This window comes from Nonomuraea jiangxiensis, assembly GCF_900099965.1.
GTDB classification, from domain to species: Bacteria; Actinomycetota; Actinomycetes; order Streptosporangiales; family Streptosporangiaceae; genus Nonomuraea; species Nonomuraea jiangxiensis.
Map to the genome: position 1 here is coordinate 266,588 of NZ_FNDJ01000014.1, position 25,860 is coordinate 292,447.

Below are 25,860 nucleotides of genomic sequence, written 5' to 3' on the forward strand. Positions count from 1 at the left end.
AACCCCGGAACCGCGCTACTCGCCCCCAGGCTCAACCGCAGCCGCTGCCCCACGCGGGTGGACGATGAGGTCGGTTCTGTCGCCGTTGGGTGTTCGTGACTTTCGCCGCTACTACCTCGGACACACGGTCTCCGCGTTCGGGGACTCGATGACGCCCCTTGCCCTCGCCTTCGCCGTCCTGCACCTCACCGGATCGCCGGTGGACCTGGGGATCGTGGTGTTGAGCACCCGGTTGCCCGTCATCCTGCTGACCCTGCTGGGCGGCGCGATCGGGGATCGTTTCTCGCGGCGCGCCGTCATGCTGCTGGCCGACCTGGTCAGATTCGCGGCGCACGGCGTCACGGCGACACTGCTGCTCACGGGCACCGCGCAGATCTGGCTGCTGGTGGTCCTGCAACTGGTCGCGGGCGCGGGCTCGGCCTTCTTCAACCCGGCCGCCGTGGGGCTGATCACCACCCTGGCCGGAAGGGAACGCCTGCAGGCCGCCAACTCCTTGATCTCGATCTCCCGCAGCACCGCTTCGATGCTGGCCCTGGGCGCGGCCGGGGCGCTGGTGGCGCTGGTCGGGCCGGGATGGGCGATCCTGATCGACGCGCTGACGTTCCTGGTGAGCGCGATCTTCCTGCACGGGCTCCCCCGAGCCCTCGCCACCGAACGCGTGCGATCGACCGGCGGGCTGCTGGCGAGCATCCGTGGTGGACTCGGGGAGGTGGCCAGACGTCCCTGGTTGTCGGTCTGGATCCTCCATGTGGCGCTCCTGAACGCGGTCGTGATCTCTCCGATCCTGGTCCTGGGCCCGTACGTCGCGGACCGGCACCTCGGCGGGGCCCCGGCCTGGTCGGCGATCGGCATCGCGTACGCCGTCGGCGGCCTCGCCGGCGGTTTGCTCAGCGCTCGCTGGCGGCCCGCCCGCCCCATGGTCGCGGCCGTCCTGATGTGCCTTCTGTCAGCCCCGCTTCCGGCGCTGCTGGCGTTACCCGCCGCCGTCTGGCAACTGGCGCTCGCCGGCGTCGGGGCGGGTCTGCAACTGGTGGTCTACAACGTGCTGCAGACCACCGCCATCCAGCAGCACCTCCCCGAGCGCTTTGTCGCCAGGGCGACCTCGGTCACCATGCTCGGCGCGCTCGTGGCCGCACCACTTGGCATGGCGCTCGCGGGACCGGCGGCGAACGCGTTCGGCGCGGGCCCTGTGCTCGTCGTCGTCGCTGTCACGGCCGGGTTCATCACGCTTGCCACCCTGCTGGTGCCCGCGGTGTGGCGGGTCGGCTCCACCCCGGCAGGACACCAGCCCGCGGACCCCGCCAGCCCCCATACGACCGGCACGGCGAACGAGGTCCCGCCTCGCCCACTCGGAGACCGGCCCGCCCGCTGACCGGGACCCGGGACCGATCGCAGGGAGGGATTCGGCACCGCCGGTGCATGGCGGAGGGGCGCGGGGTGGTCGTTCTGTGGTGCTCAGGGGTTCCAGGTGCCGATGGTGGCCGTTGGGCAGGGGCGTCCGATCCCTGGGAGTTCACCAGGTACGCGGCCACCGCCCCGCGCACGGCGGGCTCCCAGGTCGTGGTGTCGTACCAGTGGAAGGGCGTCGGATCGCGGCGCGAGGCCGCAGGTACGTCGGCGCCGCGCCCGCGCAACAGGGACTGGGACGCCACCGCGTGGCGCCGCTGACGGTAGCTCTGCGGTGGAGCACTAGCTGCTCTCTGTTGTTCCGTACCAGCTCTCATCGAAGTCGCAGATGGTCACGCTGAAGCTCTTCCGGGTGGGCGTCGGCGAGACGATCTCGAAGACCACGTTGTACGTGCCCGAACGCTTCCACACGATGGAGGGGAGCAGGGGCCTTCGTGACGGGTCGCTCATCTTCCTGCCCTGGTTCTGGCCGTTGAGCAGCCATCGGTAGGAGAAGGAGCCGGTGGCGGAGACGTTGGCCCAGATGTTCATGTCGTTGCGCCAGCAGTCTCCGAGCCGGATCCCCTCGTAGTCGAACGACACCGACTTCACGCCGCCCGCCTTCGCGGTGCTCTTGGGGGTGGACTTCTTCGTGGGGGTGCCGGCGGTCGTGGGGGTACGGGTCGGGGTGGGCTCCTCGGTGGACGAGGCGGCGGTCTCGTCCACCGAGGGTGTCCGGGTGTGTTGCGGGCGCAGGGGTCTCGCGGTGTCCTTGGTGCCTTCGGACACGGTGGGGGAGGGGCTGCGGGCCGAGGTCGGGGCCGGGATCGTGGCGGCGGGGGCCGTACTGGTCCGGCCCGGCGGGATGGGTAACCAGAACCAGGCGGCGGCCAGGGCGCCGGTCACGGTGAGCGCCGTCCCGGCGGTGAGGAGGATGGTGGTCTGGCGGCGGGGCGTGGTGGCCCGGCGCCCGCGCCGGCCGGGGTTCGTGGGGCCGGTCCGATGGAGGGCGCCCGGCGGGTGGCCCGGCCCGGGCTGAGGAACCGGCGGGTGGCCTGGCCCGGGCTGAGGAATCGGCGGCCGGCCTGGCCCGGTCGGTGATTGGGGCATTCCGGGTGGCGGGAGCGGGTAGGCCGGGCCGGCCTGCGACGGTGCCTGCATGGGAGCCGGGGCCTGAGGGGGCATGGGCGCCCGCATGGGGGTGCCGCTGATGAGGGCGAAGAGGACGTCCTGAATGGCCGGGCGGGCCGCGGGGTCCTTGGCCAGGCAGGCGTACACGACCGAGCGCATCGGCTCGGGCAGCGGGCCCAGGTGCGGTTCGTCGTACTGGATGCGCCTGAGCACCGCGGGGAGCGAGTCGTTGCCGAACGGCGGGGTGCCGGTGGCCGCGTACACGATGACGGAGCCCCACGCGAACACGTCGGTGGGCGGGCCGACGGTCGCGCCCAGGAACTGCTCCGGTGACATGTACGCGGGCGTGCCCACGATGCTGCTGGTCCGGGTGACCGCGGTGTCCATGGCCCGGGCGATGCCGAAGTCGATCACGCGGGGACCGTCGCGGCCGAGCAGGACGTTGCCGGGCTTGAAGTCGCGGTGCACGACGCCCGCCCGGTGGATGGCGGCCAGCGCGGTGGCGGTGGCGACGGCGAGCCGCTGCAGGTCGGCCCCGGCATGGATGCCCGCCTGCGCGAGGGAGGGGCCCTCCACGTACTCGGTGACGATGTACGGGCGGGCGCCCAGCGAGGCGTCGAGCACCTGGGCGATGCAGAACGGCTCCACCCGCCGGGCCGCCGCGATCTCCTTGGCGAATCGGCCGTCCCCGGGCACGCCCTCGCGCAGCACCTTGACGGCGACCAGCGTGCCGTCGGGGGCGGTGGCCAGGTAGACCATGCCCTGGCCGCCCTCCCCGAGCTGCCGGACGATCTTGTACGGGCCGATGGCCTCTTGCGGCATCACCAGGTTTCCATCGCGCAGACGTTGACCGAGATGCTCTTGCGGGCCGTGCCGGGGGATGTGACCCGCAGGGTGACCGTGTGGGTCCCGGCGTCGAGCATGTAATTTTGGGAGGTGCTCGCGGGTGCGGTGTAGTCGTCCCTCGGCACCCACGATGTACTGCTGAAGACGGTCTTGCCGTCGATGTCCCATGCGTACTTGACCCACACCCCCGGACGGCTTGATTCCACCTTGGCCTGGAAGTGCACGGGAGGCATGTAGCAATCGGCGTCCCGGGGCTGGCCGGGGCCTGAGAACAATTCGATCGGGAGAATGCTGACCTTGGCCGACGCCGCCGGCTTCTGGGTGGTTCGGGTGGGGGTGGGGCGCTGGGTCGTGCGGTTCGGGGTGCGAGTGGGAGAGGGCGTGACCGTGGGCTTGGGGGAGCGGCTCTTCGTAGGATTCTGAGTGGGTTTTTGGGTGCGCTTGCTGGGCGGCTTCGTCTCCGAACGGGTCGCGACCGGCTGGGAGGAGGCCTGCGGGGACGGACTCGCGGAGGCGGCGGCACTGGACGACCCTGGCCGCTCCGACCAGGGAGCGAGCCAGACGACCCCGCCGACGAGCGTCGCGACCAGGACCCCCGACAGACCGACACCCACGGCGGTGGCTGTCGAGACACCACTCCGAGCCCCACTCCGCCGACGCCCACTCCGCCGCACCCCGGCCCCACCATCGGACCCGCCCAGCGGCCCACTACCGGACCCGCCCAGCGGCCCTGGTCCGCTCAGCGGCCCTGGTCCGCTCATCGGCCCTGGTCCGCTCATCGGCCCTGGTCCGCCGATCGGGCCTGGTCCGCCGATCGGGCCTGGTCCGCTCATCGGGCCTGGTCCGCCCATCGGCCGTGGTCCGCCCATCGGGCCGGGGCCGTAAGCCGCACCTGGCACCGACCCCGGCCCGGACCTTGGCATGGGGCCTGGGCCTGGCATCGCGCCCGGCACCACCCCCGGCCACCCTTGCGCATGGCCCGGACCCGGAAGCCCCTGGCCCTGGCTCTGGCCCTGGCCTTGCATGGGTGGCTGCTGCAAGTTGGGTGCCGGGTTCTGGCCGTTCAGCAACCCCAGCAGCACGTCCCGCATGGTGGGACGGGCCGCCGGGTCCTTGGCCAGGCAGGCGTACACGATCGAGCGCAGCGGATGCGGCAGATCCCCCAGTTGCGGCTCGTTGTGCAGGATGCGGTTGATGATCGCGGGCAGCGTGTCCTGACCGAACGGCGGCGTCTCGTTGGCCGCCCACACCATGACCGAAGCCCAGGCGAAGACGTCGGCCGCCGCCCCCACCGCCTGCCCGGCCAGTTGCTCGGGCGCCATGTACGCGGGCGTGCCCACGATGCTGCTGGTGTGGGTCACGGCGTCGTCCATGGCCCGGGCGATGCCGAAGTCGATGACCCGGGGGCCGCCGGGGCCGAGCAGGACGTTGGCGGGTTTGAAGTCGCGGTGCACGACGCCCGCCTGATGGATGGCGGTCAGGGCGGTGGCGGTGGCGACGGCGAGCCGTTGCAGATCGGCTCCGGTGTGGCGGCCGGCCTCCTGGAGGGATGGGCCGTCGACGTACTCGGTGACGATGTACGGCCGCTCGCCCGGCGACGCGTCGAGCACCTGCGCGATGCAGAACGGCTCCACCCGCCGCGCCGCGGCGATCTCCTTGGCGAACCTGTCGTCTAACCCCGCGCCACCAATCCGCAACACCTTGACCGCCACCCGTCGGCCGTCAGGCGCCTGACCGAGGTACACGGTCCCCTGACCGCCCGCGCCCAACCGGCCGAGCAGCCGATATACCCCTACAGCCGCTGGATCGTCCTCCCGCAGCGGTTCGACATGCGCCATGAGAGTGTGACTCCTGAGACGGGTGCGGCTGACCTTTACGTACGATAGCGACTCATATCTGGATTTGTAGTGAAGTTCCCCGCCTGTAGGGAACCTCCGATCACCACGTGGCCGACGCGGCGAACGGGGTTCGCCCGATCGGTGACGCGGGCCTTCAGGGATTCCAGGCGCCGGTGGTGGCCGTGGTGGTGACGTACTCGGTGAAGTCCCGTGGGGGGCGGCCCAGCACCTGCCGCACGCCGTCCGACAGGTGTGCGTTGTGGCCGTCACGGATCCAGCTGAACAACGTGTTCACCAGGTCTACAAACGCACGGTCCTCCCCGCGGCCAAGGAGGTGTGCCGCGTGCTCCTCGGGCGTCACCGGTACATAGCGGATGTCACGCCCGGTGGCCCGGGCGATCTCGTCGATCGCGGTGCCGAAGGTCAGCAGCCGCGGACCCGACAGCTCGTAGATCCGTCCCGCGTGGCCGTCTTCGACGAGGGTGGCCGCCGCGACCTCGGCGATGTCGTCGGCGTCGATGAACGGCTCCAGCCCCTGCCCGGTGGGCAGCCGGAGCTCGCCCGCCAGCACTTGGTCGGCCAGGAGCGGGTCCTCGCTGAAGTTCTGGGCGAACCAGGTCGCCCGCAGGATCGTCCACTCCACGCCCGATTCCTGGACCGCGCGTTCCCCGGTGAGATACTCCTCGCCGCCGGAGACCGCCCAGTCGCGGGACGACAGCAGCACCAGACGCCGCACTCCGGCGGCCCGGGCGAGCTCGCCGAACTCACGCAACTGGGCCGGTGCGTCCGACCCCTGGGAGTCCACCAGGTACGCGGCCACCGCCCCGCGCACGGCGGGCTCCCAGGTCGCGGTGTCGTACCAGTCGAAGGGCGTCGGAGCGCGGCGCGAGGCCGCACGCACGTCGGCGCCGCGCCCCCGCAGCAGGGACGTGACCCGCCGCCCGGTCTTGCCGGTCGCACCCACGACCAGGATCGGCTCTGTCGTCATCGGTACTCCTCTACGCAGGGACTCATCGGTACTCCTCCCTATAGGGACGCGGCAACGCCAATGAACAATCCGGCTGCGGCGCCCGCGACGATTGATTAGATCGACTGTGGCCGCCGGCAGCGCGCTGTATCCGGCAGGGCCCGGGCACGCCGCCGCCGACCCCGGCCCGTACGCGTTCCCGGTACGGCCGGAAACGGCGGAATGGGCGCGGCTGGAGACGCACGACGACATGCTGCGCGTCACCCAGTTACCCAAGGACCTGGCCACGTCCATGTCCACGGAAAGCCTGGTGACCACCGTGCTGGACTATCCGCTGCTGATCGACGTGCTGGCGTTCAACACCCCCCAGTTCGGGTTCGACGTGTGCGCCGCCCGATTCGGCGGGTTCGCCGAACTGCTGCGCCGCCCCGACGCCGGCCCGGTGCTGCTGGAGCGGTACGCCGGCCTGGACGTCAAGCCCGCCGACGGCCTGGCGGCCCACGCCCATGCCTTCGACCTGTGGAAGGTGGAGCTGCTGCTCGCCCAGCGGCAGGTCCTGCGCACCCTGTCAGCCCGGCAACTCGACAGCACCCTGCGCACCGCATACGAGAACCTCACCGCCAAGAAGGCCATACCGAGCACCTACGACCTCTTCGGCCTGGAACAGAGCGCGGTCCTCATCGGCCGCGGCCTCGCCCGCCGGGCGAACACCGGCTGGGGAGACTCCGTACTGCTCCGTGACGCGAAAGTCCGCACGGCGGCCGAGATCGACCGCGCGATGCGCGATGCCGAGCGATTCCTGGCCGATCCCGAAAAGCCCACCGGCCCGCGGGAAATCGCGCAACCGCTCACCGACCATCTGAGCACGATCTACACCCCGAAAGGCACACCGGTCACCGTCTGGGCGCTGGACGAATTCGACGCCCCATCGACCGACCTGCTCAATCGGCAAACGCGAGCGGCCTATCCGCTGGCCACGTTCGTCAGGAACGCGAGCCGCACCTACAACTGCCATGCCTTCGCCTGGTATTCGACCTCCCCGTTCGGGAACTACTGGATGAACGACCCGGGCGACAATTCCTACTGGCTGGACGGCAGCTATATCCAGTGGTTCTCGGGGGGTCCGCCCTATCCGGCGAATCTGCGGTGGTCGTGGCAGGGCGACGACCACTCAGGCATCGGGGACGACACTGTGGGCGCCGTCGTCGTCTCGAAATGGGGCAACTTACCGCAGATGCGGCACCCCTGGGCCTACTGCCCGTACAAGGGCTCGTTGATCTACAAGTACCTGCGCAACGTCTAGGGCGGGTACGCGGTGCCGCGGGGGAGGGAGGCGACCACGATCAGGCCGCCGCCCTCGCGGGCCCGCGCCCTGACGTCGCCCCCGTGCGCGACCGCCACCGACCGGACGATCGACAGCCCCAGCCCCGCGCTGCGGGCGGTGACCACCCGGTCGGCGGCGTGCCGGTGGAAGGGCTTGAACAACTGCGGGACCTCGTACGGTGGCACGCTCGGCCCGGTGTTGCTGACCTCCACCTCGACCTTCCCGCCGGACACGGTGCGGCTCGCCACCCGTACCCACCCGGTGCCGTCGTCCAGGTTGTACCGGATGCCGTTCTCGACCAGGTTGTGTACCAGCCGTTCGAGCAGCAGCGCGTCCCCGGTGGTGGGCGCGGGCCCGGTCACCTCGTACACGGTGATCTTGGCCTGGCGGGCGTCTGCCGCGACCTGCCGGGTCACGTGGGCGACCACGTCCGCCAGGTCCACCGGCGACCGCTCCGCGATCTCCTGCTCGGACCTGGCCAGCAGGAGCAGCCCGGAGATGAGGCGTTCGTGCCGGGCGTTGATCTCCAGCAGGCTCTCGCCCAGCTCCTTGACGTCCGGTGAGGCGGTACGGCGGTGCATGGCCAGCTCGACCAGCGCCCGGTTGAGCGTCAGCGGCGTACGCAGCTCGTGCGAGGCGTTCGCCACGAACCTGCGTTGCCCGTCGAAGGAGTGGTCGAGCCGCTCCACCATGGTGTCGAACGTGTCCGCGAGCTGCTTGACCTCGTCCTCCGGCCCGCTCAGCGCGATCCGCTCGTGCAGCCCGCGCTCGGCGGGGGCCGCGGCGATCTTGCGGGCCGTGTCGGTGACCTTGTGCAGCGGGCCGAGCATCCGGCCCGCCACCACCCACCCGAGCCCCACCGCGGCCCCGCCCACCACGACGAGAGCAAGGGTGCCCTGGGTGAGCAGCGAGGTGACGGCGGCGTCGCGCAGCACCTCGGCCTCCTGCCGCAGCAGCCGGATGGCGTCCTCGCCCTGGAGCGTGACGCCGTCCTTCACGATGAAGACCTCCTTGCGCCGGCCGGGCGCCCCCTCGAACCGGCTCTCGGACTGCTCGGTGAGCTGCTGGTTGAACAGCAGGTACGTGACCCCGAGCAAGGTCAGCCCGGCGAGCATGAAGACGGCGCCGTACACGAGGGTGAGCCGCAGCCGCAACGTCGGCCGCGGCCGCGACCTCAGCGGCAGCCGCAGTCGTAGGGGCGGCCGCAGCCCGCGGCCCGGCCGGGAAGTCATGCGATCCGGTACCCCACCCCCGGCACCGTCTCCACCACCGGCGGATCGCCGAGCTTGCGGCGCAGCTTGAGGATGGTGAGCCGGACCGCCCCGGTGAACGGGTCCGCGTGCTCGTCCCAGGCCTTCTCCAGGAGCTGCTCGGCCGAGACGACGCTCCCGCCCGCCCGCATCAGCTCGGCCAGCACCGCGAACTCCTTCTTGGACAGCGGTACGAACCGCCCGTTCCTGAACACCTCCCTGCGCGCCGGGTCGAGCGTGATCCCGGCCCGCCGCAGCACGGGCGGCACCGCCGGGCGCGAACGCCGCCCCAGCGCCAGCACGCGCGCGGCCAGCTCGGGGAACGCGAACGGCTTCGTCAGGTAGTCGTCGGCCCCCAGGGACAGCCCGGTCACCCGGTCGTCGAGCTGGGCGGCGGCGGTCAGCATCAGCACCCGCGCGTCGCGTTCGGAGGCCACCAGCTCCCGGCACACCTCGTCGCCGTGCACCCGCGGCAGGTCACGGTCGAGCACGACCACGTCGTAGTCGTTGACCGCGATCCGCTCCAGCGCCGCCGCACCGTCGTGCGCGAGATCGACCGCGTGGGTCTCGTCGCGCAGCCACTCGGCTATCGCGTCGGCGAGCAGGCGCTCGTCCTCCACCACCAGCACCCGCATGGCCCACCTTTCCTCGTCCGCTTGCAGAGCCGAGTGTGGCCCAGCGGGCATTTGGTCGGAATAAGCAGAGATGGAAACGCCGGGGAAACGCGCTGCCGTATTGCATCTCCCTCGAATGACATCCCGTTCGACGGAGGAGAAGATCCATGAGAGTACCCGTCCTCACAGCGTTCGCGGCCGCCGCACTGCTCCTGTCAGGCTGCGGCGGAGGCGGCACGGGCGGCTCGGACGTGGCGTCGGTCAGCGGCGGCGGGAGCGCGACCGCGGCCGGCAGCCAGCCGAGCGAGGACCCGCACCAGCGCAACCTCAAGTTCGCCCAGTGCATGCGCGAGAACGGCGTCGAGGTCCCCGACCCCGAGCCCGGCAAGGGCCTGCGGATGCGCTTCGACGGGAGCGTGCCCAGGGAGGCGGTCGAGAAGGCGCAGGAGGCATGCAAGCAGTACGCGCCGAGCGGCCAGCGCTCCGGCCAGGGCGACCCCAAGATGGCCGAGAACCTGCGCAAGCTCTCCCAGTGCATGCGCGACAACGGCGTGGAGGGCTACCCGGACCCCGAGGGTGGCATGATGCGCATCACCCGCGACCTCGCCGAGGATCCCGACTTCGAGTCCGCCCAGGACAAGTGCCAGCAGCTGGCCGCCGACGCCGGTATGGCAGGTTCCTGATGGACCAGGTGACCGACAGGTCCACCCTCGACGGCAGGGTGGAGGCCGACGCGACGTCCCCGCGCCGCCGGCGGCGGGGCCGGGGCAGGCTGGCCGGCGGGCTCCTGGTCGTGGTGGCCGTCACGGGCGGCGCCCTCGTGGCCGTCAACAGCGCGGGCCTGCTCGACGGGAACGCCGGCCCGTCCCCGTCGGCCGGCGTCCTGCCCCCGGCCACCACCACGGTGTCCCGGCAGACGCTGAACGACACCGTGGAGGCCGACGGAGAGCTCGGCTACGGCCCGGTGACCACGGCGGTGAGCCGCCGGGCCGGCACGATCACCTGGCTGCCCGGCAGCGGCGCGGAGATCACCCGCGGCAAGCCGCTGTACCGGGTGGACAACCAGCCGGTCCTGCTCATGTACGGCTCCACGCCCGCCTACCGCGACCTCAGGATCGGCACCGAGGGCACGGACGTCGAGAACCTGGAGCGCAACCTCCGCAAGCTCGGCTATGACGGCTTCACGGTCGACGACGAGTACACCTACGACACCGCCGAGGCCGTACAGGAGTGGCAGGAGGACCGGGGCCTGGACGAGACCGGCGTGGTCGAGCTGGGCCGGGTGGTGTTCGCCCCGGGCGAGGTGCGGGTGGAGAGCCTGGAGGCGGAGGAGGGCCAGCCGGCCGCCCCGGGGCAGCGGGTGCTCACCTATACCGGCACGTCCAAGGTCGTCACGGTGCGAATGGAGCCCGAGGACCAGCGCATGGCCAGGAAGGGGGCCAAGGTCGAGGTCACCCTGCCGGACGGCAAGAACGTGAACGGCAAGGTCACCGAGGTCGCCACGGTCATCGAGCCGGGCGAGGGCCAGAACGACGAGGCCGAGACCCGGCTGGAGGCGCTCGTCTCGATCAAGGAAGGCAAGTCCACGCGCGGGCTCGACAAGGCGGCGGTGGACGTGACGTTCACGGCCTCGCAGCGCAAGGACGTGCTCACGGTGCCGGTCGCGGCGCTGGTGGCGCTGCGGGAGGGCGGGTACGGCCTCGAAGTCATCGAAGGCGGCAAGTCCAGATATATAGGTGTAAAGACGGGGTTGTTCGCAGGAGGCCGGGTCGAGGTCAGCGGTGACGGGCTCGCCGCGGGCATGACCGTGGGGATGCCGAGATGACGTTCCCCATGATCGCTCTGACGGACGTCTCCAGGATCTACTCGGGTGGCGTCGCGGCGCTGAGGTCGGTGTCCCTGCGCATCGGGCACGGCGAGCTGGTCGCCATCGTGGGCCCGTCCGGGTCGGGGAAGTCGACGATGCTCAACCTCGTCGGCACCCTCGACCGGCCCACTTCCGGGACCATCCACATCGACGGGTACGACGTGTCACAGCTCTCCGACGGCAGGCTCTCCGCGTTGCGGGCCACCACGATCGGCTTCGTGTTCCAGTCGTTCCACCTCGCCGCGAAGATCCCGGCGCTGGACAACGTGGCCGACGGCTTGCTCTACACCGGTCTGGGCCGGCCCGAGCGCCGCCGCCGGGCCGCCGCGGCGCTGGAACGGGTGGGTCTCGGGCACCGGCTGGACCACGAGCCGCACGAGCTGTCCGGCGGCGAGCGGCAACGCGTGGCCATCGCCAGGGCCGTGGCGGGGGATCCGCCGCTGGTGCTGGCCGACGAGCCGACCGGGGCGCTGGACTCGGTGTCGGGCGCGGGCGTGATGGAGCTGCTGCACGAGCTGAACGCCGGCGGCACCACCATCGTGATCATCACTCACGACCGGGAGATCGCCGCCGGCCTGCCCAGGCAGGTCCGCATGCGGGACGGCATGATCGTCTCGGACTCCGCCGTCGAGAGCGAGCCCTGGCCCGCCGGATCGGGGGTGACGGCATGACGGGCGTGGAGCGGCCGATGCCGGTCCCGGCCAGGATGAGCCTGCGCGACGTGCTGCGGGTCGGCGCGGTCGGCCTGCGCACCAGGCCCTTGCGGGCGTTCCTGTCGGCGCTCGGCATCGCCATCGGCATCGCGGCCATGGTCGGCGTGGTCGGGCTCTCGTCCTCCTCGGGCGCCGAACTCGACCGTACGCTCTCCGCGCTCGGCACCAACCTGCTCACCGTCTCGCCCGGCACCACGCTCATGGGCGAGGAGGCCAAGATGCCGACCGACGCGGAGGCGATGATCGAGCGCATCGGCCCGGTCCAGGCCGCCTCGGCCACGGGCAAGATCGCCGATGCCAGGGTCTACCGCTCCGAGCGGATCCCGGAGGCCCAGACCGGCGGCCTGTCGGCGTACGCGGTCCGCCTCGACCTGCCCGCCACGGTGGGGGCCACCCTGCGGAGCGGCACCTGGCTGAACGCGGCCACCGAGCACTACCCCGCGGCCGTGATCGGGGCCACCGCGGCGCAGCGGCTCGGCGTCGGCGCGGCGGGGCCCGACACGCAGGTCGTGGTCGGCGGCGTGCGCTTCACGGTGGTCGGCGTCCTCGCCCCGGTGGCGCTGGCCACGGACCTGGACAGCGGAGTCCTGGTCGGCTGGCCGGTGGCGGAGGCCCAACTGGGCTTCGACGGCCATCCGACCACCCTCTACACGCGCTCGGAGGAGAGCGGGCTGGAGGCCGTACGCCAGGTCCTGGCCGCCACGGCCAACCCGGAGGCGCCGAACGAGGTGGACGTCTCCCGGCCGTCCGACGCCCTGGCCGCCAAGCAGGCGACCAGCCAGGCCTTCGCGAACCTCCTGCTCGGGGTGGGAGCGGTGGCGCTGCTGGTCGGAGGGGTCGGCGTGGCCAACACGATGGTCATCTCGGTCCTGGAACGCCGGGCGGAGATCGGCCTGCGCCGCTCCCTGGGCGCCACCCGCGGCCAGGTCCGCACCCAGTTCCTGGCGGAGTCGCTGCTGCTGTCGGCGCTGGGCGGATGCGGGGGCGTGCTGCTCGGCATGGGGGTGACGATGGGGTACGCGTACTACAGCGGCTGGCCCTCGGTGGTGCCCGCCTGGGCGACGGCGGGCGGTCTGGCGGCCACCCTGCTCATCGGCGCCGTGGCGGGCCTGTACCCGGCCATCCGCGCCTCCCGCCTGTCTCCGACCGAGGCCCTGGCCACGCCGTAGGGGGAGCGGCCGATCACGTACCGCCGGGGGCGTAGCAGTCGGTCCGGCCGGTGATCCGCACGGTGGAGCCCTCCCCGGCGGGGACGGCCAGGACGAAGGTGTGGTGGGTGTTCGCATTCCACAGCACCGCCAGCTCCCGCTCCTCGTCGCGGAGATCCGGGTCGTCGGCCACCTGCGTGTAGCCCATCGCCTGGAGCTCGGAGACCAGTACGGCCGAGGCGTCGGCCGCCTGGATCTCGGCGCTGAAGAGATGGCGCACCTGACCGGGCCGGCAGGCGCTTCGGTCCGACCGGGTCGTTCCGGGGAACGTGGCTCCGGCCAGGTTCAGGAGGGTATGGGCGTCCGCCTCGAGGTGCCTGGCCGCCTCCTCGTAGGTGGACGGCTTCTGCGCGTCCACGCAGGATGCCAGGCCCGCGAGGCCCAACAGCAGCGCGGCGAGAAAGTGATGGCGGACACGCATCAATCGGACGATAACCCGGATCGTCTGGAGGTGCCCGGCGATTCCGGAAACCGGGACCGGTGCCGGACGCGGGCGCGCACAGGGCATGAATCGCGGCTCAGGGGGTAGCGGACGGCCTTGTCGGACCAGGTGGTGTGACCAGAGCTCGTGACCTTCGAAACCCATGAACCAGCCCGTGTCACGCCCGTTGCGCAGCCGTTCGGGCTGCGGGTCTCCGGCGAGATCGACTGGAGCAACCGCCGTCTGCTGGCGGATGCCCTCGAATGGGCCCTCACCTCCGACGACCGGGACATCCGGCTCGACCTGTCCGGGCTGACCTTCATCGACGTGGCCGGATTGCGGCTCATCGTCGCGGTGGCCGCCCGATTATCGCCGCCGCGCGGGCTGATCCTGTCTTCCGCCTCGCCGCTGACGCTGCGCCTGCTCGACCTGACGGGCTGGGAACACGAGCCCGGCCTGTCGGTGATCAGAAACTGACATCGGCTCAGGAGCCGTTCCGGCCGCGCTCCGGAGCCGGTCAGGAGCCGTTCCGGGCGGCGAGGGCGTCGAGCTTGCGTTCTATGCGGTCGAGCCGGACTCGCATCTCCGCCAGGTCGCCGCGCTCGGCGGGCTCCTCCTCGGGACGCAGCCGCACCAGCACCGCGCCTCCGGGCTCCAGCCGTACCACGCTCGTGTCGGCCACGCTCGTGCCGCCTCTGAGCTGGATCGACACGTCCACGTCGGCCTGCCGCAGCCCCATCCGGCGCAACGCCGACCTGATGTAGTGCCCGTCCTGGGCCAGCACGATCGGGCCGCCCTCGACGATCTTGCCGACCATCGGCACCTCCGCCGCGAACCGCACCACGACCGCGTTGAACGCCACCAGTATGACCACCCCCGCCAGCCCGCCGACCAGCGAGTTGTCCGGGCCGATGATCGCGTTCTGCACCACGTTGCTCATCAGCAACATGACCACGAAGTCGAAGTTGTTGAGCTGGGCGATGCCGCGCTTGCCGGCGATCCGCAGCAGCACCGCCACGGTGAGGTAGACGGCCACGGTCCTGACGGCCTTGTCGGCGAGGGAGACCCCGGCGTGCAGGAGGTCCTCGCTCATCGCCGCCGGAGCTTCGAGATCAGGCCCAGCTCCTCCGCGCACCGGCCGAGTCCGAGCGCGACGGCCTCCGTCGGCCGTTCCGCCCGCCGTACCGGCATGCTCAGCGCCGCTCGCAGCCGCCGGCCGAGCCCGCGCAGCAGCGAGCCGCCCCCGATCAGCACCGCCCCCTGCCCGCTGAGGTCGGCGGCCAGCTCGGCGGGGCAGCTCTCCACGGTCTCGACCGCCGCCCGCGCGATGGACTCGACCTGCTGCCCACCGGCCTCGCGGATCCCCTGCGCGGGCAGCGCCACCCAGCGCCGCTCGCCGGTGTCCGGATCGTGCCCCTTGACCACGACCTCCTCGTACGGCGGCTGCCCCGCGCCCCGCTTGGCCGCCTCCGCCTCCCCGTCGTCGAGCACCAGCCCGTACTCGTTCTCCACCCACCGGGCGATGGCCCGGTTGACGCCCCGGCCGCCGCCCAGGACGGTGCCGGCCGCGACGACGGCCCCGCGTGAGACCACGGCGATCCTGGTGGAGTCGTAGCCGATGTCGATCACCATGCTGCCGACGCAGTCCCTGACCGGCAGGCCCGCGCCGAGCGCCGCCGCCAGCGCGTGCGGGAACAGCAGGATCCCCCTGGCGTCCGCCTCGAACGCCATGTCGCGCAGCGCCATCTGCGCGATCGGGGTCGCGTCCTCGGGCAGCGCCATGACGATGCGCGGCCTGGAGAACGGATGCCGGTGCACCTTGCGCAGGAAATGCCTGATCATGCGCCGGGCCATCTCATTGTCGGCCGGCAGGCCGCCGTTGACCGGCCAGCACGTCTCGGCCTCGGTGTCGTCGGCGCCGTCGGCCGCCTCCGTACCGAACCCGATGACCTTGCCGGTGTTGCTGTCGCGCCGGACGGCGGAGGGCTCGTCCAGCACGATGCCCTTGCGTTTGACGTAGATGCGGGTGCTGGCCGTGCCCAGGTCCATCGCCAGGTCACGACCGAGAAGGCTCATTGCGGTACCGGGGGCTGGAGCATCATGCGGGGTGTATTTCCGGAGCTCCTCCAACACAACACCAGGAACGCGACCAGTCCGCTTTACCATGCGTTCGACCCCGATCGCCTTGTACCGGTCGAGTCGCGCAGCTCGGCTTTCGCCGGGCGGAGCCGGTGGGCAAGCGGTGCGGTGTCCGCCACGCCGCGACGTAAGGCGGCGCCGGTTTCGCGTCATAAGCAGCGGCGTGCGAAGCTGTGGATGTCCCCAACACCACGGAGGTCCTCTCATGGCGGAAACACCGGAGCCGGAAAACGACGAAACTCCCGAGGACGAGATGAAGCGCAAGTTCCGTGAAGCGCTGGAGCGCAAGCGCAACCAGCAGGCCGGCTCGGGCGCGGGTGGCAGGGGCGGCGACCCATCGAAGATCCACGGGGCGCACGGTCCGGCTGCGAGTAAAAGATCGTTCAGGCGCAAGAGCGGCGGCTGAGGCCCGGTTTCCCAGGGGGTACGGCTTGTCCGTGCCCCCTTTCTCTTTACCATTCAAGGTAGATCTTCGCCGGTTTCATGGTGAAACGTTTGCGTTTGTCCGTTTCGGTGCTACTGTTTTCGCCATTACCAGCCGGTGACCCGGCCCTTACCCAAGAGGGACCGCCGACTGGCACCGAATCCCGATCCGTCGGGAACCGGGGACCCACCTCATCTGGGGTGAATCCGGCCACGCGCCGGTAGGGCATCTCCACGCCCGAACCCGTCAGCTAACCCGGTAGGTGCGATGGAGAGGACATGCCCCCAATGTACGAACCACCGGACGACGTAGTGTCGGCTGCCTTCTGAGCGGCCCCTTCCCCAGGTTCTTCCAGCGCTCCGCATAGCCACATCAGGTGGCCTGTCCGGCCATGCTCGCATGCCGAGAGCGTAAACCCCCTGTTTCCTCGCGAAGGGCTCTACTTTTCATGTCTGTTTGCACTGGCCTGCGTTCTCTCGCTCTCATCTCCGCCTCCGCCTGCTGCGCGCTGACGGTCGCCGGCACCGCGGCGCACGCCGACACCGGCGCCGACGAGAAGGCACTGCTCAAGGGTTCGACCACGGCGTCCTACTTCTGGGACGACGCCTCCGGCAGGGCCGGTGACACGGGACTTCCGGCCAGTGGCAAGCCGATGCAGAAGGGGCTGGCCGCCAGCCCGAGCTGGCCGCTCATGACCGAGGGCTACGTCATCTACAAGGGCAAGAAGCTGCCCTTCTTCGTGGGCGACCGCGGCCCCGGCGAGCCCTCCAGCCGGGGCGTCATGCTGGACCTCGACGCCAAGACCTTCGCCGACCTGACCGGCGGCACGTTCAACTCCGACACGCTCGGCGTCGACGGCAACGGCGGGATGGGCCACATCGACGTGGACTACGTCATCACCAAGTGGGGCGACGGTCCCGGCAGGAAGGGCCGCCCGGTCCCGTTCTCCACCGGCGCCTGGGCCGACTAAGAGCGCCGTCCTTTACGGGGTCCGTTCCAGAATGTCATTCTGGTTTCTGTGACCACCCGCGTAGCCGCGAACGGCATCGAAATCGCCTATGAGAGCTTCGGCTCACCGGAAGGACGCCCGCTGCTCCTCATCATGGGGCTCGGCGCCCAGCTCGTTCACTGGGACGAGGGCCTCTGCCGGCTCCTGGCGGAGCAGGGACACCACGTCGTCCGCTTCGACAACCGCGACGTGGGCCTTTCCACCCACTTCCACGACCAGGGGGTGCCCAGCTGGGGCACGCCGCCGGCGTACGTGCTGGACGACCTGGCGGACGACACCGCCGGGCTCATGGACGCCCTCGGCTGGGCCGCCGCGCACGTGGTCGGCGCCTCGATGGGCGGGATGATCGCCCAGACGCTGGCCATCCGGCACCCGGCCCGGGTGCTGACGCTGACCTCCATCATGTCCACGCCCGGCCCCGCGATCGCCCCGCCCACCGAGGCCGCCGCCGCGGTGCTCAGGGCGACCCCGCCCGCCGACCGCGAGTCCGTGCTTGCGCAGGCGGTGCGGACCTCGTCGATCATCGGGTCGCCCGGTTACGAGCTGGACCGGCAGCAGATCACGATGAAGGCCGCGCTGGCCTACGACCGGTGTTTCGACCCGGCGGGCACCGCCCGGCAACTGGCGGCGATCATGGCCTCGGGCGACCGTACCGAGCTGCTGGCCGGGGTGAGCGTACCCGCGCTGGTGCTGCACGGCGAGGACGACCCGCTGATCCCGATCGCGGGCGGGCAGGCCACGGCGGCGGCCATCCCCGGCGCGCGGCTGGTGACCTATCCGGGCATGGGGCACGATCTGCCGATGGCGCTGTGGCCCCAGATCGCGGCCGAGATCACCAAGCTGACCACCGAAGGCGCCTGATCAGCGCCCCTGACGAGCGGGTTCCTCGGGTGGCGGCGCGAGCTCGCCGGGCTTGTCGGGCTCGTCGGGCGGCGGCGGGAGCTCGCCGGGTTCCTCCGGCAGCAGGGCCCGCTCGTCCGGCTTGTGGACCAGCACGTTCTCCACGTACGACGTGACCGCCGCCGCCAGGCCCACGTCGGCGCCCGCCCGTTCGGACAGGTACCAGCGGTGGTCGAGGATCTCGTGGAAGAGCTGCGCGGGCTCCAGTTTCCCGCGCAGCTCCGCGGGGATGGCCGCCACCGTGGGCTGGAAGACCTCCGCCAGCCACCGGTGAGCCACGATGGCCTCCTCCTCGTGCCGCAGCCCCTTGGCCACCCGGAACCCGTCCAGGTCGTTGAGCAGCCGCCGCGCCTGGTTCTCCTCCACGTCGAGCCCGGTGAGCCGGAGCAGCCGCCGCTGGTGGTGCCCGGCGTCGACGACCTTGGGCCGGACGATCAGCCGCCCGGTGCCGACCTTGCGCCGCACCATCATCTCGGCCACGTCGAACCCGAGCAGGTTGAGCCGCCGGATCCGCTGCTCCACCCGGTGCCAGTCCACCTCCTCGATGATCTCGCTCTGGGTGATCTCGTCCCACAGGCGGTGGTAGCGGGTGACGATGTCCTCGGCGGTGTCCATCGGGTCGATCGACGGGTGCAGCAGCCCGCCGGCCTCCAGGTCGAGCATCTCGCCGAAGATGTTCGTGTGTGCGACGTCGATGTCGCCGAGCCGCTGGCCCTCGCTGATCATCGGGTGCATCTCGCCGGTCTCGGCGTCCACCAGGTACGCCGCGAAGGCGCCCGCGTCCCGGCGGAACAACGTGTTGGACAACGAGCAGTCGCCCCAGTAGAAGCCGTTCAGGTGCAGCCGCACCAGCAGCACGGCCAGCGCGTCGAGCAGCCGGTTGAGCGTGTCGGGCCGCAGGGTGCCCGACATGACCGCGCGGTAGGGCAGCGAATACTGCAGGTGCCGGGTGATCAGTGCCGCGTCGAGGTCGTCCTCGCGGCCGGTGACGTACGCGACGGGCGCCACGGCGGGCGCGTCGAGCCGGGCGAGGTCCCACAGCAACTGGTACTCCCGCTTGGCGTACCGCTCGCTGATCTCCTTGATCGCGTACACCTTGCCGGACAACCGCGCGAACCTCACCACGTGCCGCGAGATACCGCGCGGGAGATCGACCAAATACTGCTGCGGCCAGTCCGCCAGGGGCGTCTCCCACGGGAGCCGGATCAGGTCGGGATCGCCCAGCGCGCCAGTGATCTGAAGGGGCATTTGCTCAGGATATGGTGCATCGGTGGACGAGTTTCTCAAGTGGTACTTTTCCGACCGTCCCGTCGTCGCCAGCTCCTTGGGGGCCGACGGTTACGATCACACCCTCGGTGACTTCACGGCCGCTTCCTGGACCGCCCGTGAGCGTGAGGAGGTCCGCTGGCTCGAACGCCTGTCGGCGGCCGAGGCCGCCTCTCCGGACGACGCGATCGACAGGGATCTCGTCCTCTCCCAGCTCAGGGGGTCGATCGCGCTCGCGTCGTGGCCGCAGTGGCGCCGCGACCCGGCCGTGTACCTCTCGGCGATCTTCACCTCGATGTACACGCCGTTCCAGCACAGGCTCAAGCCGGAGCCCGAGCTGGTGACGGCCGCGATCTCCCGGCTGGCCGAGGTGCCCGGCGTGCTGGCCGCCTGCCAGGCGAACCTGGACCCCGACCTGGCCGCGCCGCTGCTGGTGAAGCGGGGCCTGAGCCAGGCCCGTACCGGACGCAACCTGCTCACCGGCACCATTCCGGGCATGGTCGAGGACGCCGAGCTGCGCACCAGGCTGGCCGCGGCGGCCGAGCCGGCCGCGAGGGCGTTCGACGAGCTGGTGACGTTCCTTGAGGGCTTCGAGTGCGGCGGCACCTGGCGGATGGGGGAGCGGCTCTACTCCACCCTGCTGCGCGAGCGCGAGATGCTCGGGTACGGCGCCGCCGAGCTGCACGAGAAGGGCCGGGCCGCCTGGGCGGAGCTGGACGCGCGCATGCGCCGGGTCGCGGTCGGGGTCAACGGCGATGAGGACTGGCGGGCGGCCATGGAGTTCCTCATGGACGACCACCCGCCGACCCTGGCCGACATGCGGGCCGAGTGCGAGGCCGAGACCCGGCGCGCCCGCGAGTTCGTCCGCGAGCGGGACCTGGTCTCGTTCCCCGACGGCGAGGAATGCCAGGTGCTGCCGTCGGCCGAGCACAACCGCCCGGTGCTGTCCGTGGCCCACTACCTGGCGCCGCCGCCCCTGAGCTCCTCGCGCACGGGGGTGTTCTTCGTCCCCTACACGCCCGACTACTTCACCCCCGAGCAGGTACGCCAGCGCCTGCGGACGAACGCGCGGGCCCAGATGCCCTCGATCGCCGTGCACGAGGTCTACCCCGGGCACCACTGGCACCTGTCGCACATGGCGGGCAACCCGCGTACCGTCCGTAAGGTCTTCAGGACCCCGTACTTCACCGAGGGCTGGGCCCTGTACGTCGAGAAGGTCCTGCACGAGCAGGGCTACTTCGACACCCCGGCCACCGAGCTGGCCCACCTGGACTTCCGGCTCTTCCGCGCCGCCAGGATCGTCGTGGACACGGCGTTGCACTGCGACGACCTGCCCATCGAGGAGGCGGAGACGTTCATGGCCACGAAGGCGTCGCTGTCGCCCGGCACGGCGCAGGGCGAGGTCAACCGTTACTGCGCCTGGCCCACCCAGGCCCCCTCCTACCTCACGGGCGCGATCGAGATCGACCGCATCCGGGAGTCGTGGCAGGGCTCGCTGAAGGACTTCCACGACCGGATCGCCGGGTCGGGTGGGCTGCCGCTGGGCCTGGCCGAGCAGGTAGCCCTCTCATAGGCGGGGGAACACCGGGGGGTTGAGCGCGCGCTCCAGCACGGCGGCCAGCTGCTCGTCGGTCAGGACGGTGGGCTGGCCGACGCCGAGGCTCCGTACGTACACCTCGCACAGCCACTCCAGCAGGCGGGTGGCCTCGAACGCCTGCTCCAGCGTCGCCCCGATGGTCACCCCGCCGTGGTTGGCCATCAGGACGGCCTGCCTGCCCTCCATCGCGGCACGCACGTTGGCGGCCAGCTCGGGCGTGCCGTAGGTCGCGTACGGCGCCACCTTGACCACCCCGCCGAGCATCAGCGCGTTGTAGTGCACCGGCGGCAGCTCCGTCATCGTGCTGGCCACCACCGTGCCGAACACCGAGTGCGTGTGCACGATCGCCTGGGCGGCGGTGGTCTCGTAGACGGCCAGGTGCATGGGGGTCTCGCTGGACGGCTGCAGCTCGCCCTCCACCAGGTGGCCTGTCACGTCCACGACCGGGCACATCTCGGGTGTCAGCCGGTCGAGCGCCGCGCCGGAGGGGGTGACCGCGACCAGGTCGCCGTCGCGCACGCTCAGGTTCCCCGAGGTGCCGATGACCAGTCCCAGCTCGACGGCGCGCCGGCCGTATTCGCACAACTGCTCGCGCGGGTTCATGCGCGTGCAATGTAGTCGGTCGTCCGAAAAGCCGTCAAAGACGGTCGACGGCCCGCAACATGAGGCGTTCGACATCGGCCCGGGCCAGGCGGCCGGGGTAGAGGAGCAGGTGCAGGCTGAGGCCGTCGACGAGGGCGAGCAGGTGCTCGGTGAGGTCGTCCAGGCCGTCGTCGGTGCGCAGCTCGCCGGCCGCGCGGGCCTGGCCCAGCAGCTCGCGTACGGCGGCGCGCAGCTCGCCCGCCTCCGTCCGCTGCACCTCGGCCAGCCGCTCCGAGGCCAGGCTCCGGCTCCAGAAGCTGACCTCCAGCCGGGTCTCGTGCGTACGCTCGCCGTCCAGCGGCAGGTTGTCCAGCAGCAGCTCGCGCAGCGCCGCCAGCCCCGACCGCCCCCCGACCTTGCCGGTCAGCCGATCCCTGATGCGCTGGTGCGACTGGCGCAGCGCCGACAGCAGGATCTCGTCCTTGTCGGCGAAATAGTGGGCCAGCACCCCGTTGGAATAGCCGGCCTCCTTGGCGATGGCACGCGTGGTGGCGGCGTCGATGCCGTCCCTGACGATCACCCGCCGGGCCGCCGACAGGAGCTCCCGCCTGCGCTCGTCGTGATCGACGATCTTCGGCATGCGCTGCCTCCCCGGATACGTTGACTTTTTATTCGGACGTCTGTCTATTTAGACCATGACCGTCGCCAATGTCGCCACCGTGGGCGTCCACATCGTCGACATCCTCGCCAGGCCCGTCGAGCACATCCCGCAGGGCCAGGACACCGTGCTGGTCGACCAGATCCGCCTGACCGCCGCCGGGGCCGCCGCCGGCACGGCGGTGGACCTGGTCAAGCTGGGCAACTCCGTGGTCACCATGGGAGCCGTCGGGGACGACGAGCTGGGCGACTTCCTGGTGGCGGTGCTGGCCAGACGGGGCGTGGACGCCTCGCGGCTGGCGCGCAGGGCGGGCGAGCAGACGGCCGCCTCGATCCTGCCGATCAGGCCGGACGGCGGGCGCCCCAGCTTCCACGTGCCCGGGGCGAACCTCGGGGTGACGTACGCGGACCTGGACGTCCCGGCGTTACGCGCGGCACGGGCGATCCACCTGGGCGGGATGGACGTCACGTTCGGCCTCGGGGACCCGGAGTTCTTCGCCCTGCTGGACTCGGTACGCGCGGCCGGGACCGTCGTCACCATGGACCTGCTCTCCGAGATGCCCGACCTGCTGGGCCTGGCGCGGGCCTTCCTGCCCCACGTGGACTACGTCCTGCCGAACGAGTCGCAGGCCCTCCTCATGACGGGCGCGCAGTCCGTCGACGACGCCGCCCGCGCCCTGCTGGCGGAGGGTCCGCGCGGTGTCCTGGTCACGCTGGGGGAGTCGGGCAGCCTGGTCGTCACCCGGGACGGCTCGGAACGGGTGTCCGCACTGAAGGTGGACGTCTCGGACACCACCGGCTGCGGCGACGCGTACTGCGCCGGGTTCGTCACCGGCCTCCTGCACGGGCAGGACGTGCTGACCGCCGCCCGCTGGGGCACGGCCGCCGCCGCCCGCGTCGCCACCGGGCTCGGCTCGGACGCCGGGCTCGTCGACCTCGAATCCACCCTCGCCCTCCTCTCCTGACGTTTTCTCAAAGGACCCCCTGATGGACCTGCAGAACGACGCCGAGCTCCGCCGGCGGGCCGCGAAAGTCGTCCCCGGCGGCATGTACGGCCACCTCAACGCCGCCCTGTTCGCCCCCGGTTTCCCGCAGTTCTTCGAGCGCGGCGAGGGTTGCCGCCAGTGGGACGTGAACGGGCGCGAGTACATCGACTTCATGTGCAGCTGGGGCCCGGTCGTCCTGGGCCACCACCACCCGCGCGTGGAGTCGGCCGCCGCCCGGCAGGCCGCCCGCGGCGACTGCCTCAACGGCCCCGGCCCGATCATGGTCGAGCTGGCCGAGCTCCTCGTGGACACCGTGCCCAGCGCCGACTGGGCGATGTTCTCCAAGAACGGCACCGACGCCACCACACAGGCCCTCATGGTCGCCCGCGCCGCCACCGGCCGGACCAAGGTCCTGATGGCGCACGGGGCCTACCACGGGGCCGACCCGTGGTGCACGCCCTCGCTCTCCGGGACGACCCCGAACGAGCGGGCCGACCTGGTCGAGTTCACCTACAACTCGCTGGAGTCCCTGGAGGCCGCGGCGGCGACCGCGGGGGAGGACGTCGCGGCGATCATCGTCACCCCGTTCAAGCACGACGCGTTCGAGGACCAGGAGCTGGTCGAGCCCGCCTTCGCCCGCGGCGCCCGGGCCCTGGCCGACCGGCTGGGGGCCGCCCTGGTGATCGACGACGTGCGCGCGGGTTTCCGGGTGGACCTGCGCGGCTCGTGGGAGCCGTACGGGGTGCGCCCCGACCTGACGGCCTGGTCGAAGGCCATGGCGAACGGCTACCCGATCGCCGCGGTGACGGGCACGGACGCGCTGCGCGGCCCCGCCCAGACCCTCTACTCGACCGGCTCGTTCTGGTTCTCGGCGGTCGCGATGGCCGCCGCCAAGGCCACGATCGAGACCCTGCGCGACACGGACGGGATCGCCGCCATGGAACGGGCCGGGACCCAGCTCAGGGAGGGCCTGTACGCGCAGGCCAAGTCCCACGGGTTCGTGGTGAACCAGACGGGTCCGGTGACGATCCCGTGGCTCAGCTTCGACGGCGACGCCGACCTGTCGGTGGCCATGTACTGGAGTGACGCCTGCCTGCGGCATGGGGTGTACCTGCACCCTTGGCACAACTGGTTCATGTCGGCGGCCCACACGGAGGAGGACGTCGCCCAGGCCCTGGAGCGCACGGACCAGGCCTTCGCCGAAACCCGCACCCGCTTCCCCTGACCGACCGGGCAATCGGTGGTAATGCTTCCGGAGTTCCGGACATGGGGTGGATGGTGGTGAAGCCCCAGGTAAGGAGACCGGATGGGAGTCGACCCCGGTAGTCGGTTCGAGGAGATCTACGGATCTTCGTACGGCCAGCTCCTCGGGTATGCGTTGCGCAGGTGTCTCGATCCGGATGACGCGGCCGACGTGGTGGCCGAGACGTTCCTGATCGCGTGGCGGCGGCTGGAGGAGGTGCCCGAGGGCGACGAGGCGCGATTGTGGCTGTTCGGCGTGGCCAGGAAGGTGCTGGCCAACCAGCGCAGGGGCGAGCGGCGGCATGAGCGCCGCACCGCCGCCCTGCGGGCGGAGCTGGCCGCCACGCCGCTCGTCGCCGACCTGCCCGGCGAGGACCTCTCGCAGCTGGGCCAGGTGTTCCGGGCGCTGCCCGAGGACGACAGGGAGTTACTCGCGCTGGTCGCCTGGGAGCGGCTGGATCCCGGCCAGATCGCCAGAGTGCTCGGCATCACCCGTAACGCGGCAAGAGTCAGGATCTATCGCGCCCGCAAGCGCTTCGCCCGGGCCCTGGCCGCGGCCGGGATCGACCATTCGCGTGCCGTCGCGCTGGAAGGGAGTGGGCTGTGAACATCGTCGATCTCGCCCGGGTGCGGGACGAGGAGCTGGTCAAGGAGCCCGTGGGCCGGCCCTCCGGTACGGGGGCGCGGGCGCTGCTGGAGTCGATCATGGCCGAGGAGCGCACGCCGGTACGCAGGCCGTCCGTCAGACGGCGCGCCTTCGGGCTCGCCGCGGTGGCGACGCTGGCCGCCGTGCTCGTCGTCGGCGTCCCGTTCGGCGGCCCCGTGACCGAGTACGCCAACGCCGCCGTATCCCTCAAGACCGGCGGGAACTACATCGAGGTCGTGATCAACGACCCCGAGGCCGACGCGGCGGCGTTCACGGAGGCGTTCCGGGCGGTCGGGCTGGACGCCGAGGTGAAGAAGGCCCCGGTGGCGCCCGAGGACGTGGGCAAGCTGGTCGGCCCCGTCCTTCCGGGGGACTTCCCCACGGGCACGGGGGTGACGATCACCCACGAGGACAACTGCGCCTCCGCCTGGTGCGGCAAGATCTCCATGCCCGTCCACTACACAGGGAAGGTCGTCTTCGGCATCGGCCGGCCCGCCGCGCCAGGCGAGCGTTATGCCACCCCCGTCAGCATGTCCCCGCCTCCGGAAAGCGATCCCCTGGGCGGTGACAAGGCGCGCGGCAAGCGGGTCTCCGAGGTCAGGACCGACATGGAGCGGCTCGGACTGAAGATCTCCTACCTGGTGATGTGGCAGCTGAAGCCCGACGGCAGCGGCGGCGGCTACAACGTCGACGCCGAGCACATCGACGGCGACTGGACCGTCGCGGACGTGCGGAAGACCGCGTCCGACGCCGTCGAGGTGATGATCCAGGCCGGTCCGGACGTGCCACCGAATTCCCTGCCGCAGGCGCCTCCGCCGCCTGCCGCCACATGGTGGCAGGACTGACC

At 71.3% G+C, this 25,860-nt stretch carries 26 protein-coding genes and 1 riboswitch; of the genes, 15 read left to right on the forward strand and 11 right to left on the reverse strand.

What is annotated here, in order from left to right:
• The first annotated feature begins 64 nt into the window (after positions 1-64).
• Positions 65-1,372, forward strand: a complete 1,308-nt coding sequence (locus BLS95_RS30185) for an MFS transporter (RefSeq protein ID WP_090938806.1) — start codon at positions 65-67, stop codon at positions 1,370-1,372.
• Positions 1,373-1,689: 317 nt separating this feature from the next.
• On the opposite strand, the gene BLS95_RS30190 is transcribed toward BLS95_RS30185, so the two are convergent.
• The 3 genes from BLS95_RS30190 to BLS95_RS30200 all read right to left on the reverse strand — a co-directional run bounded on the left by BLS95_RS30190 (position 1,690) and on the right by BLS95_RS30200 (position 6,189).
• The gene (locus tag BLS95_RS30190) at positions 1,690-3,339 is read right to left on the reverse strand and encodes a serine/threonine protein kinase (protein ID WP_245765381.1); all 1,650 of its coding nucleotides are present in this window, start codon (positions 3,337-3,339) and stop codon (positions 1,690-1,692) included.
• Positions 3,339-5,201, reverse strand: a complete 1,863-nt coding sequence (locus BLS95_RS58160) for a protein kinase domain-containing protein (protein WP_245765372.1) — start codon at positions 5,199-5,201, stop codon at positions 3,339-3,341. Before BLS95_RS58160 ends, BLS95_RS30190 begins: the two co-directional genes overlap by 1 nt.
• 154 nt (positions 5,202-5,355) lie before the next feature.
• Positions 5,356-6,189: an NAD(P)H-binding protein gene (locus tag BLS95_RS30200; protein WP_090938812.1), complete on the reverse strand. Its 834-nt coding sequence runs from the start codon at positions 6,187-6,189 to the stop codon at positions 5,356-5,358.
• Between the two features lie 106 nt (positions 6,190-6,295).
• Between BLS95_RS30200 and BLS95_RS30205 the strand changes: the two genes are divergently transcribed.
• Entirely contained in the window at positions 6,296-7,471 is a 1,176-nt protein-coding gene (locus tag BLS95_RS30205; protein ID WP_090938815.1) for a hypothetical protein, read from the forward strand.
• Here the strand turns inward: BLS95_RS30205 and BLS95_RS30210 are convergent.
• Positions 7,468-8,724 (reverse strand): sensor histidine kinase, encoded by a 1,257-nt coding sequence (locus BLS95_RS30210; RefSeq protein WP_090938818.1) that lies wholly within the window; start codon positions 8,722-8,724, stop codon positions 7,468-7,470. The genes BLS95_RS30205 and BLS95_RS30210 overlap by 4 nt on opposite strands.
• Positions 8,721-9,377: a response regulator transcription factor gene (locus BLS95_RS30215; protein WP_090938821.1), complete on the reverse strand. Its 657-nt coding sequence runs from the start codon at positions 9,375-9,377 to the stop codon at positions 8,721-8,723. The genes BLS95_RS30210 and BLS95_RS30215 overlap by 4 nt, the downstream gene beginning before the upstream one ends.
• 146 nt (positions 9,378-9,523) lie before the next feature.
• Between BLS95_RS30215 and BLS95_RS30220 the strand changes: the two genes are divergently transcribed.
• Genes BLS95_RS30220 through BLS95_RS30235 form a run of 4 tightly spaced genes read left to right on the forward strand, consistent with a single transcriptional unit; the run spans position 9,524 to position 13,105 of the window.
• Positions 9,524-10,039 carry a hypothetical protein gene (locus tag BLS95_RS30220; RefSeq protein WP_090938824.1) on the forward strand — a complete coding sequence of 172 codons (516 nt, stop codon included), beginning with the start codon at positions 9,524-9,526 and terminating at the stop codon, positions 10,037-10,039.
• Positions 10,039-11,181 (forward strand): efflux RND transporter periplasmic adaptor subunit, encoded by a 1,143-nt coding sequence (locus BLS95_RS30225; protein WP_090938827.1) that lies wholly within the window; start codon positions 10,039-10,041, stop codon positions 11,179-11,181. The genes BLS95_RS30220 and BLS95_RS30225 overlap by 1 nt, the downstream gene beginning before the upstream one ends.
• Complete coding sequence (locus BLS95_RS30230) at positions 11,178-11,894, forward strand: ABC transporter ATP-binding protein (protein WP_281250048.1); 717 nt, start codon at positions 11,178-11,180, stop codon at positions 11,892-11,894. The genes BLS95_RS30225 and BLS95_RS30230 overlap by 4 nt, the downstream gene beginning before the upstream one ends.
• Positions 11,891-13,105: an ABC transporter permease gene (locus BLS95_RS30235; protein ID WP_245765373.1), complete on the forward strand. Its 1,215-nt coding sequence runs from the start codon at positions 11,891-11,893 to the stop codon at positions 13,103-13,105. Before BLS95_RS30230 ends, BLS95_RS30235 begins: the two co-directional genes overlap by 4 nt.
• A gap of 13 nt (positions 13,106-13,118) precedes the next feature.
• On the opposite strand, the gene BLS95_RS30240 is transcribed toward BLS95_RS30235, so the two are convergent.
• Positions 13,119-13,565 (reverse strand): hypothetical protein, encoded by a 447-nt coding sequence (locus tag BLS95_RS30240; protein WP_090938830.1) that lies wholly within the window; start codon positions 13,563-13,565, stop codon positions 13,119-13,121.
• A 147-nt stretch (positions 13,566-13,712) separates the two neighbouring features.
• Here BLS95_RS30240 and BLS95_RS30245 point away from each other — a divergent pair, with 147 nt between their 5' ends.
• On the forward strand, positions 13,713-14,042 hold the full coding sequence (locus tag BLS95_RS30245) for an STAS domain-containing protein (protein WP_090938834.1): 330 nt from the start codon (positions 13,713-13,715) through the stop codon (positions 14,040-14,042).
• A 40-nt stretch (positions 14,043-14,082) separates the two neighbouring features.
• On the opposite strand, the gene BLS95_RS30250 is transcribed toward BLS95_RS30245, so the two are convergent.
• Positions 14,083-14,658, reverse strand: coding sequence for a DUF421 domain-containing protein (locus tag BLS95_RS30250; protein ID WP_090938837.1), 576 nt, complete (start codon positions 14,656-14,658; stop codon positions 14,083-14,085).
• Positions 14,655-15,641 carry a rod shape-determining protein gene (locus BLS95_RS30255; RefSeq protein ID WP_176993444.1) on the reverse strand — a complete coding sequence of 329 codons (987 nt, stop codon included), beginning with the start codon at positions 15,639-15,641 and terminating at the stop codon, positions 14,655-14,657. Before BLS95_RS30255 ends, BLS95_RS30250 begins: the two co-directional genes overlap by 4 nt.
• Positions 15,642-15,909: 268 nt before the next feature.
• Here BLS95_RS30255 and BLS95_RS30260 point away from each other — a divergent pair, with 268 nt between their 5' ends.
• The 3 genes from BLS95_RS30260 to BLS95_RS30270 all read left to right on the forward strand — a co-directional run bounded on the left by BLS95_RS30260 (position 15,910) and on the right by BLS95_RS30270 (position 17,998).
• Complete coding sequence (locus tag BLS95_RS30260) at positions 15,910-16,110, forward strand: DUF5302 domain-containing protein (RefSeq protein WP_090938845.1); 201 nt, start codon at positions 15,910-15,912, stop codon at positions 16,108-16,110.
• A gap of 162 nt (positions 16,111-16,272) precedes the next feature.
• Positions 16,273-16,408: riboswitch (cyclic di-AMP (ydaO/yuaA leader) on the forward strand.
• 168 nt (positions 16,409-16,576) lie between these two features.
• Positions 16,577-17,098: a hypothetical protein gene (locus BLS95_RS30265; RefSeq protein WP_090938848.1), complete on the forward strand. Its 522-nt coding sequence runs from the start codon at positions 16,577-16,579 to the stop codon at positions 17,096-17,098.
• A gap of 48 nt (positions 17,099-17,146) precedes the next feature.
• Entirely contained in the window at positions 17,147-17,998 is an 852-nt protein-coding gene (locus BLS95_RS30270; RefSeq protein WP_218136044.1) for an alpha/beta fold hydrolase, read from the forward strand.
• Here BLS95_RS30270 and BLS95_RS30275 read toward each other — a convergent pair whose 3' ends face one another.
• The gene (locus BLS95_RS30275; RefSeq protein ID WP_090938852.1) at positions 17,999-19,285 is read right to left on the reverse strand and encodes a DUF4032 domain-containing protein; all 1,287 of its coding nucleotides are present in this window, start codon (positions 19,283-19,285) and stop codon (positions 17,999-18,001) included.
• Positions 19,286-19,307: 22 nt separating this feature from the next.
• Between BLS95_RS30275 and BLS95_RS30280 the strand changes: the two genes are divergently transcribed.
• Positions 19,308-20,876, forward strand: coding sequence for a DUF885 domain-containing protein (locus BLS95_RS30280; RefSeq protein WP_245765374.1), 1,569 nt, complete (start codon positions 19,308-19,310; stop codon positions 20,874-20,876).
• Here the strand turns inward: BLS95_RS30280 and BLS95_RS30285 are convergent.
• Both BLS95_RS30285 and BLS95_RS30290 read right to left on the reverse strand, forming a co-directional pair.
• Positions 20,871-21,503, reverse strand: a complete 633-nt coding sequence (locus BLS95_RS30285) for a class II aldolase/adducin family protein (protein ID WP_090938858.1) — start codon at positions 21,501-21,503, stop codon at positions 20,871-20,873. The two genes, BLS95_RS30280 and BLS95_RS30285, sit on opposite strands and share 6 nt — an antisense overlap.
• A 34-nt stretch (positions 21,504-21,537) precedes the next feature.
• Positions 21,538-22,122, reverse strand: coding sequence for a TetR/AcrR family transcriptional regulator (locus BLS95_RS30290; RefSeq protein ID WP_090938861.1), 585 nt, complete (start codon positions 22,120-22,122; stop codon positions 21,538-21,540).
• A gap of 55 nt (positions 22,123-22,177) precedes the next feature.
• Here BLS95_RS30290 and BLS95_RS30295 point away from each other — a divergent pair, with 55 nt between their 5' ends.
• From BLS95_RS30295 to BLS95_RS30310, 4 genes are all read left to right on the forward strand, one after another.
• Positions 22,178-23,104: a carbohydrate kinase family protein gene (locus BLS95_RS30295; RefSeq protein WP_090938864.1), complete on the forward strand. Its 927-nt coding sequence runs from the start codon at positions 22,178-22,180 to the stop codon at positions 23,102-23,104.
• A gap of 22 nt (positions 23,105-23,126) precedes the next feature.
• The gene (locus tag BLS95_RS30300; protein ID WP_090938867.1) at positions 23,127-24,350 is read left to right on the forward strand and encodes an aminotransferase class III-fold pyridoxal phosphate-dependent enzyme; all 1,224 of its coding nucleotides are present in this window, start codon (positions 23,127-23,129) and stop codon (positions 24,348-24,350) included.
• Between the two features lie 81 nt (positions 24,351-24,431).
• Positions 24,432-24,974 (forward strand): RNA polymerase sigma factor, encoded by a 543-nt coding sequence (locus BLS95_RS30305; protein WP_090938870.1) that lies wholly within the window; start codon positions 24,432-24,434, stop codon positions 24,972-24,974.
• Positions 24,971-25,858, forward strand: a complete 888-nt coding sequence (locus BLS95_RS30310) for a hypothetical protein (RefSeq protein WP_090938873.1) — start codon at positions 24,971-24,973, stop codon at positions 25,856-25,858. The genes BLS95_RS30305 and BLS95_RS30310 overlap by 4 nt, the downstream gene beginning before the upstream one ends.
• Positions 25,859-25,860: the final 2 nt, after the last annotated feature.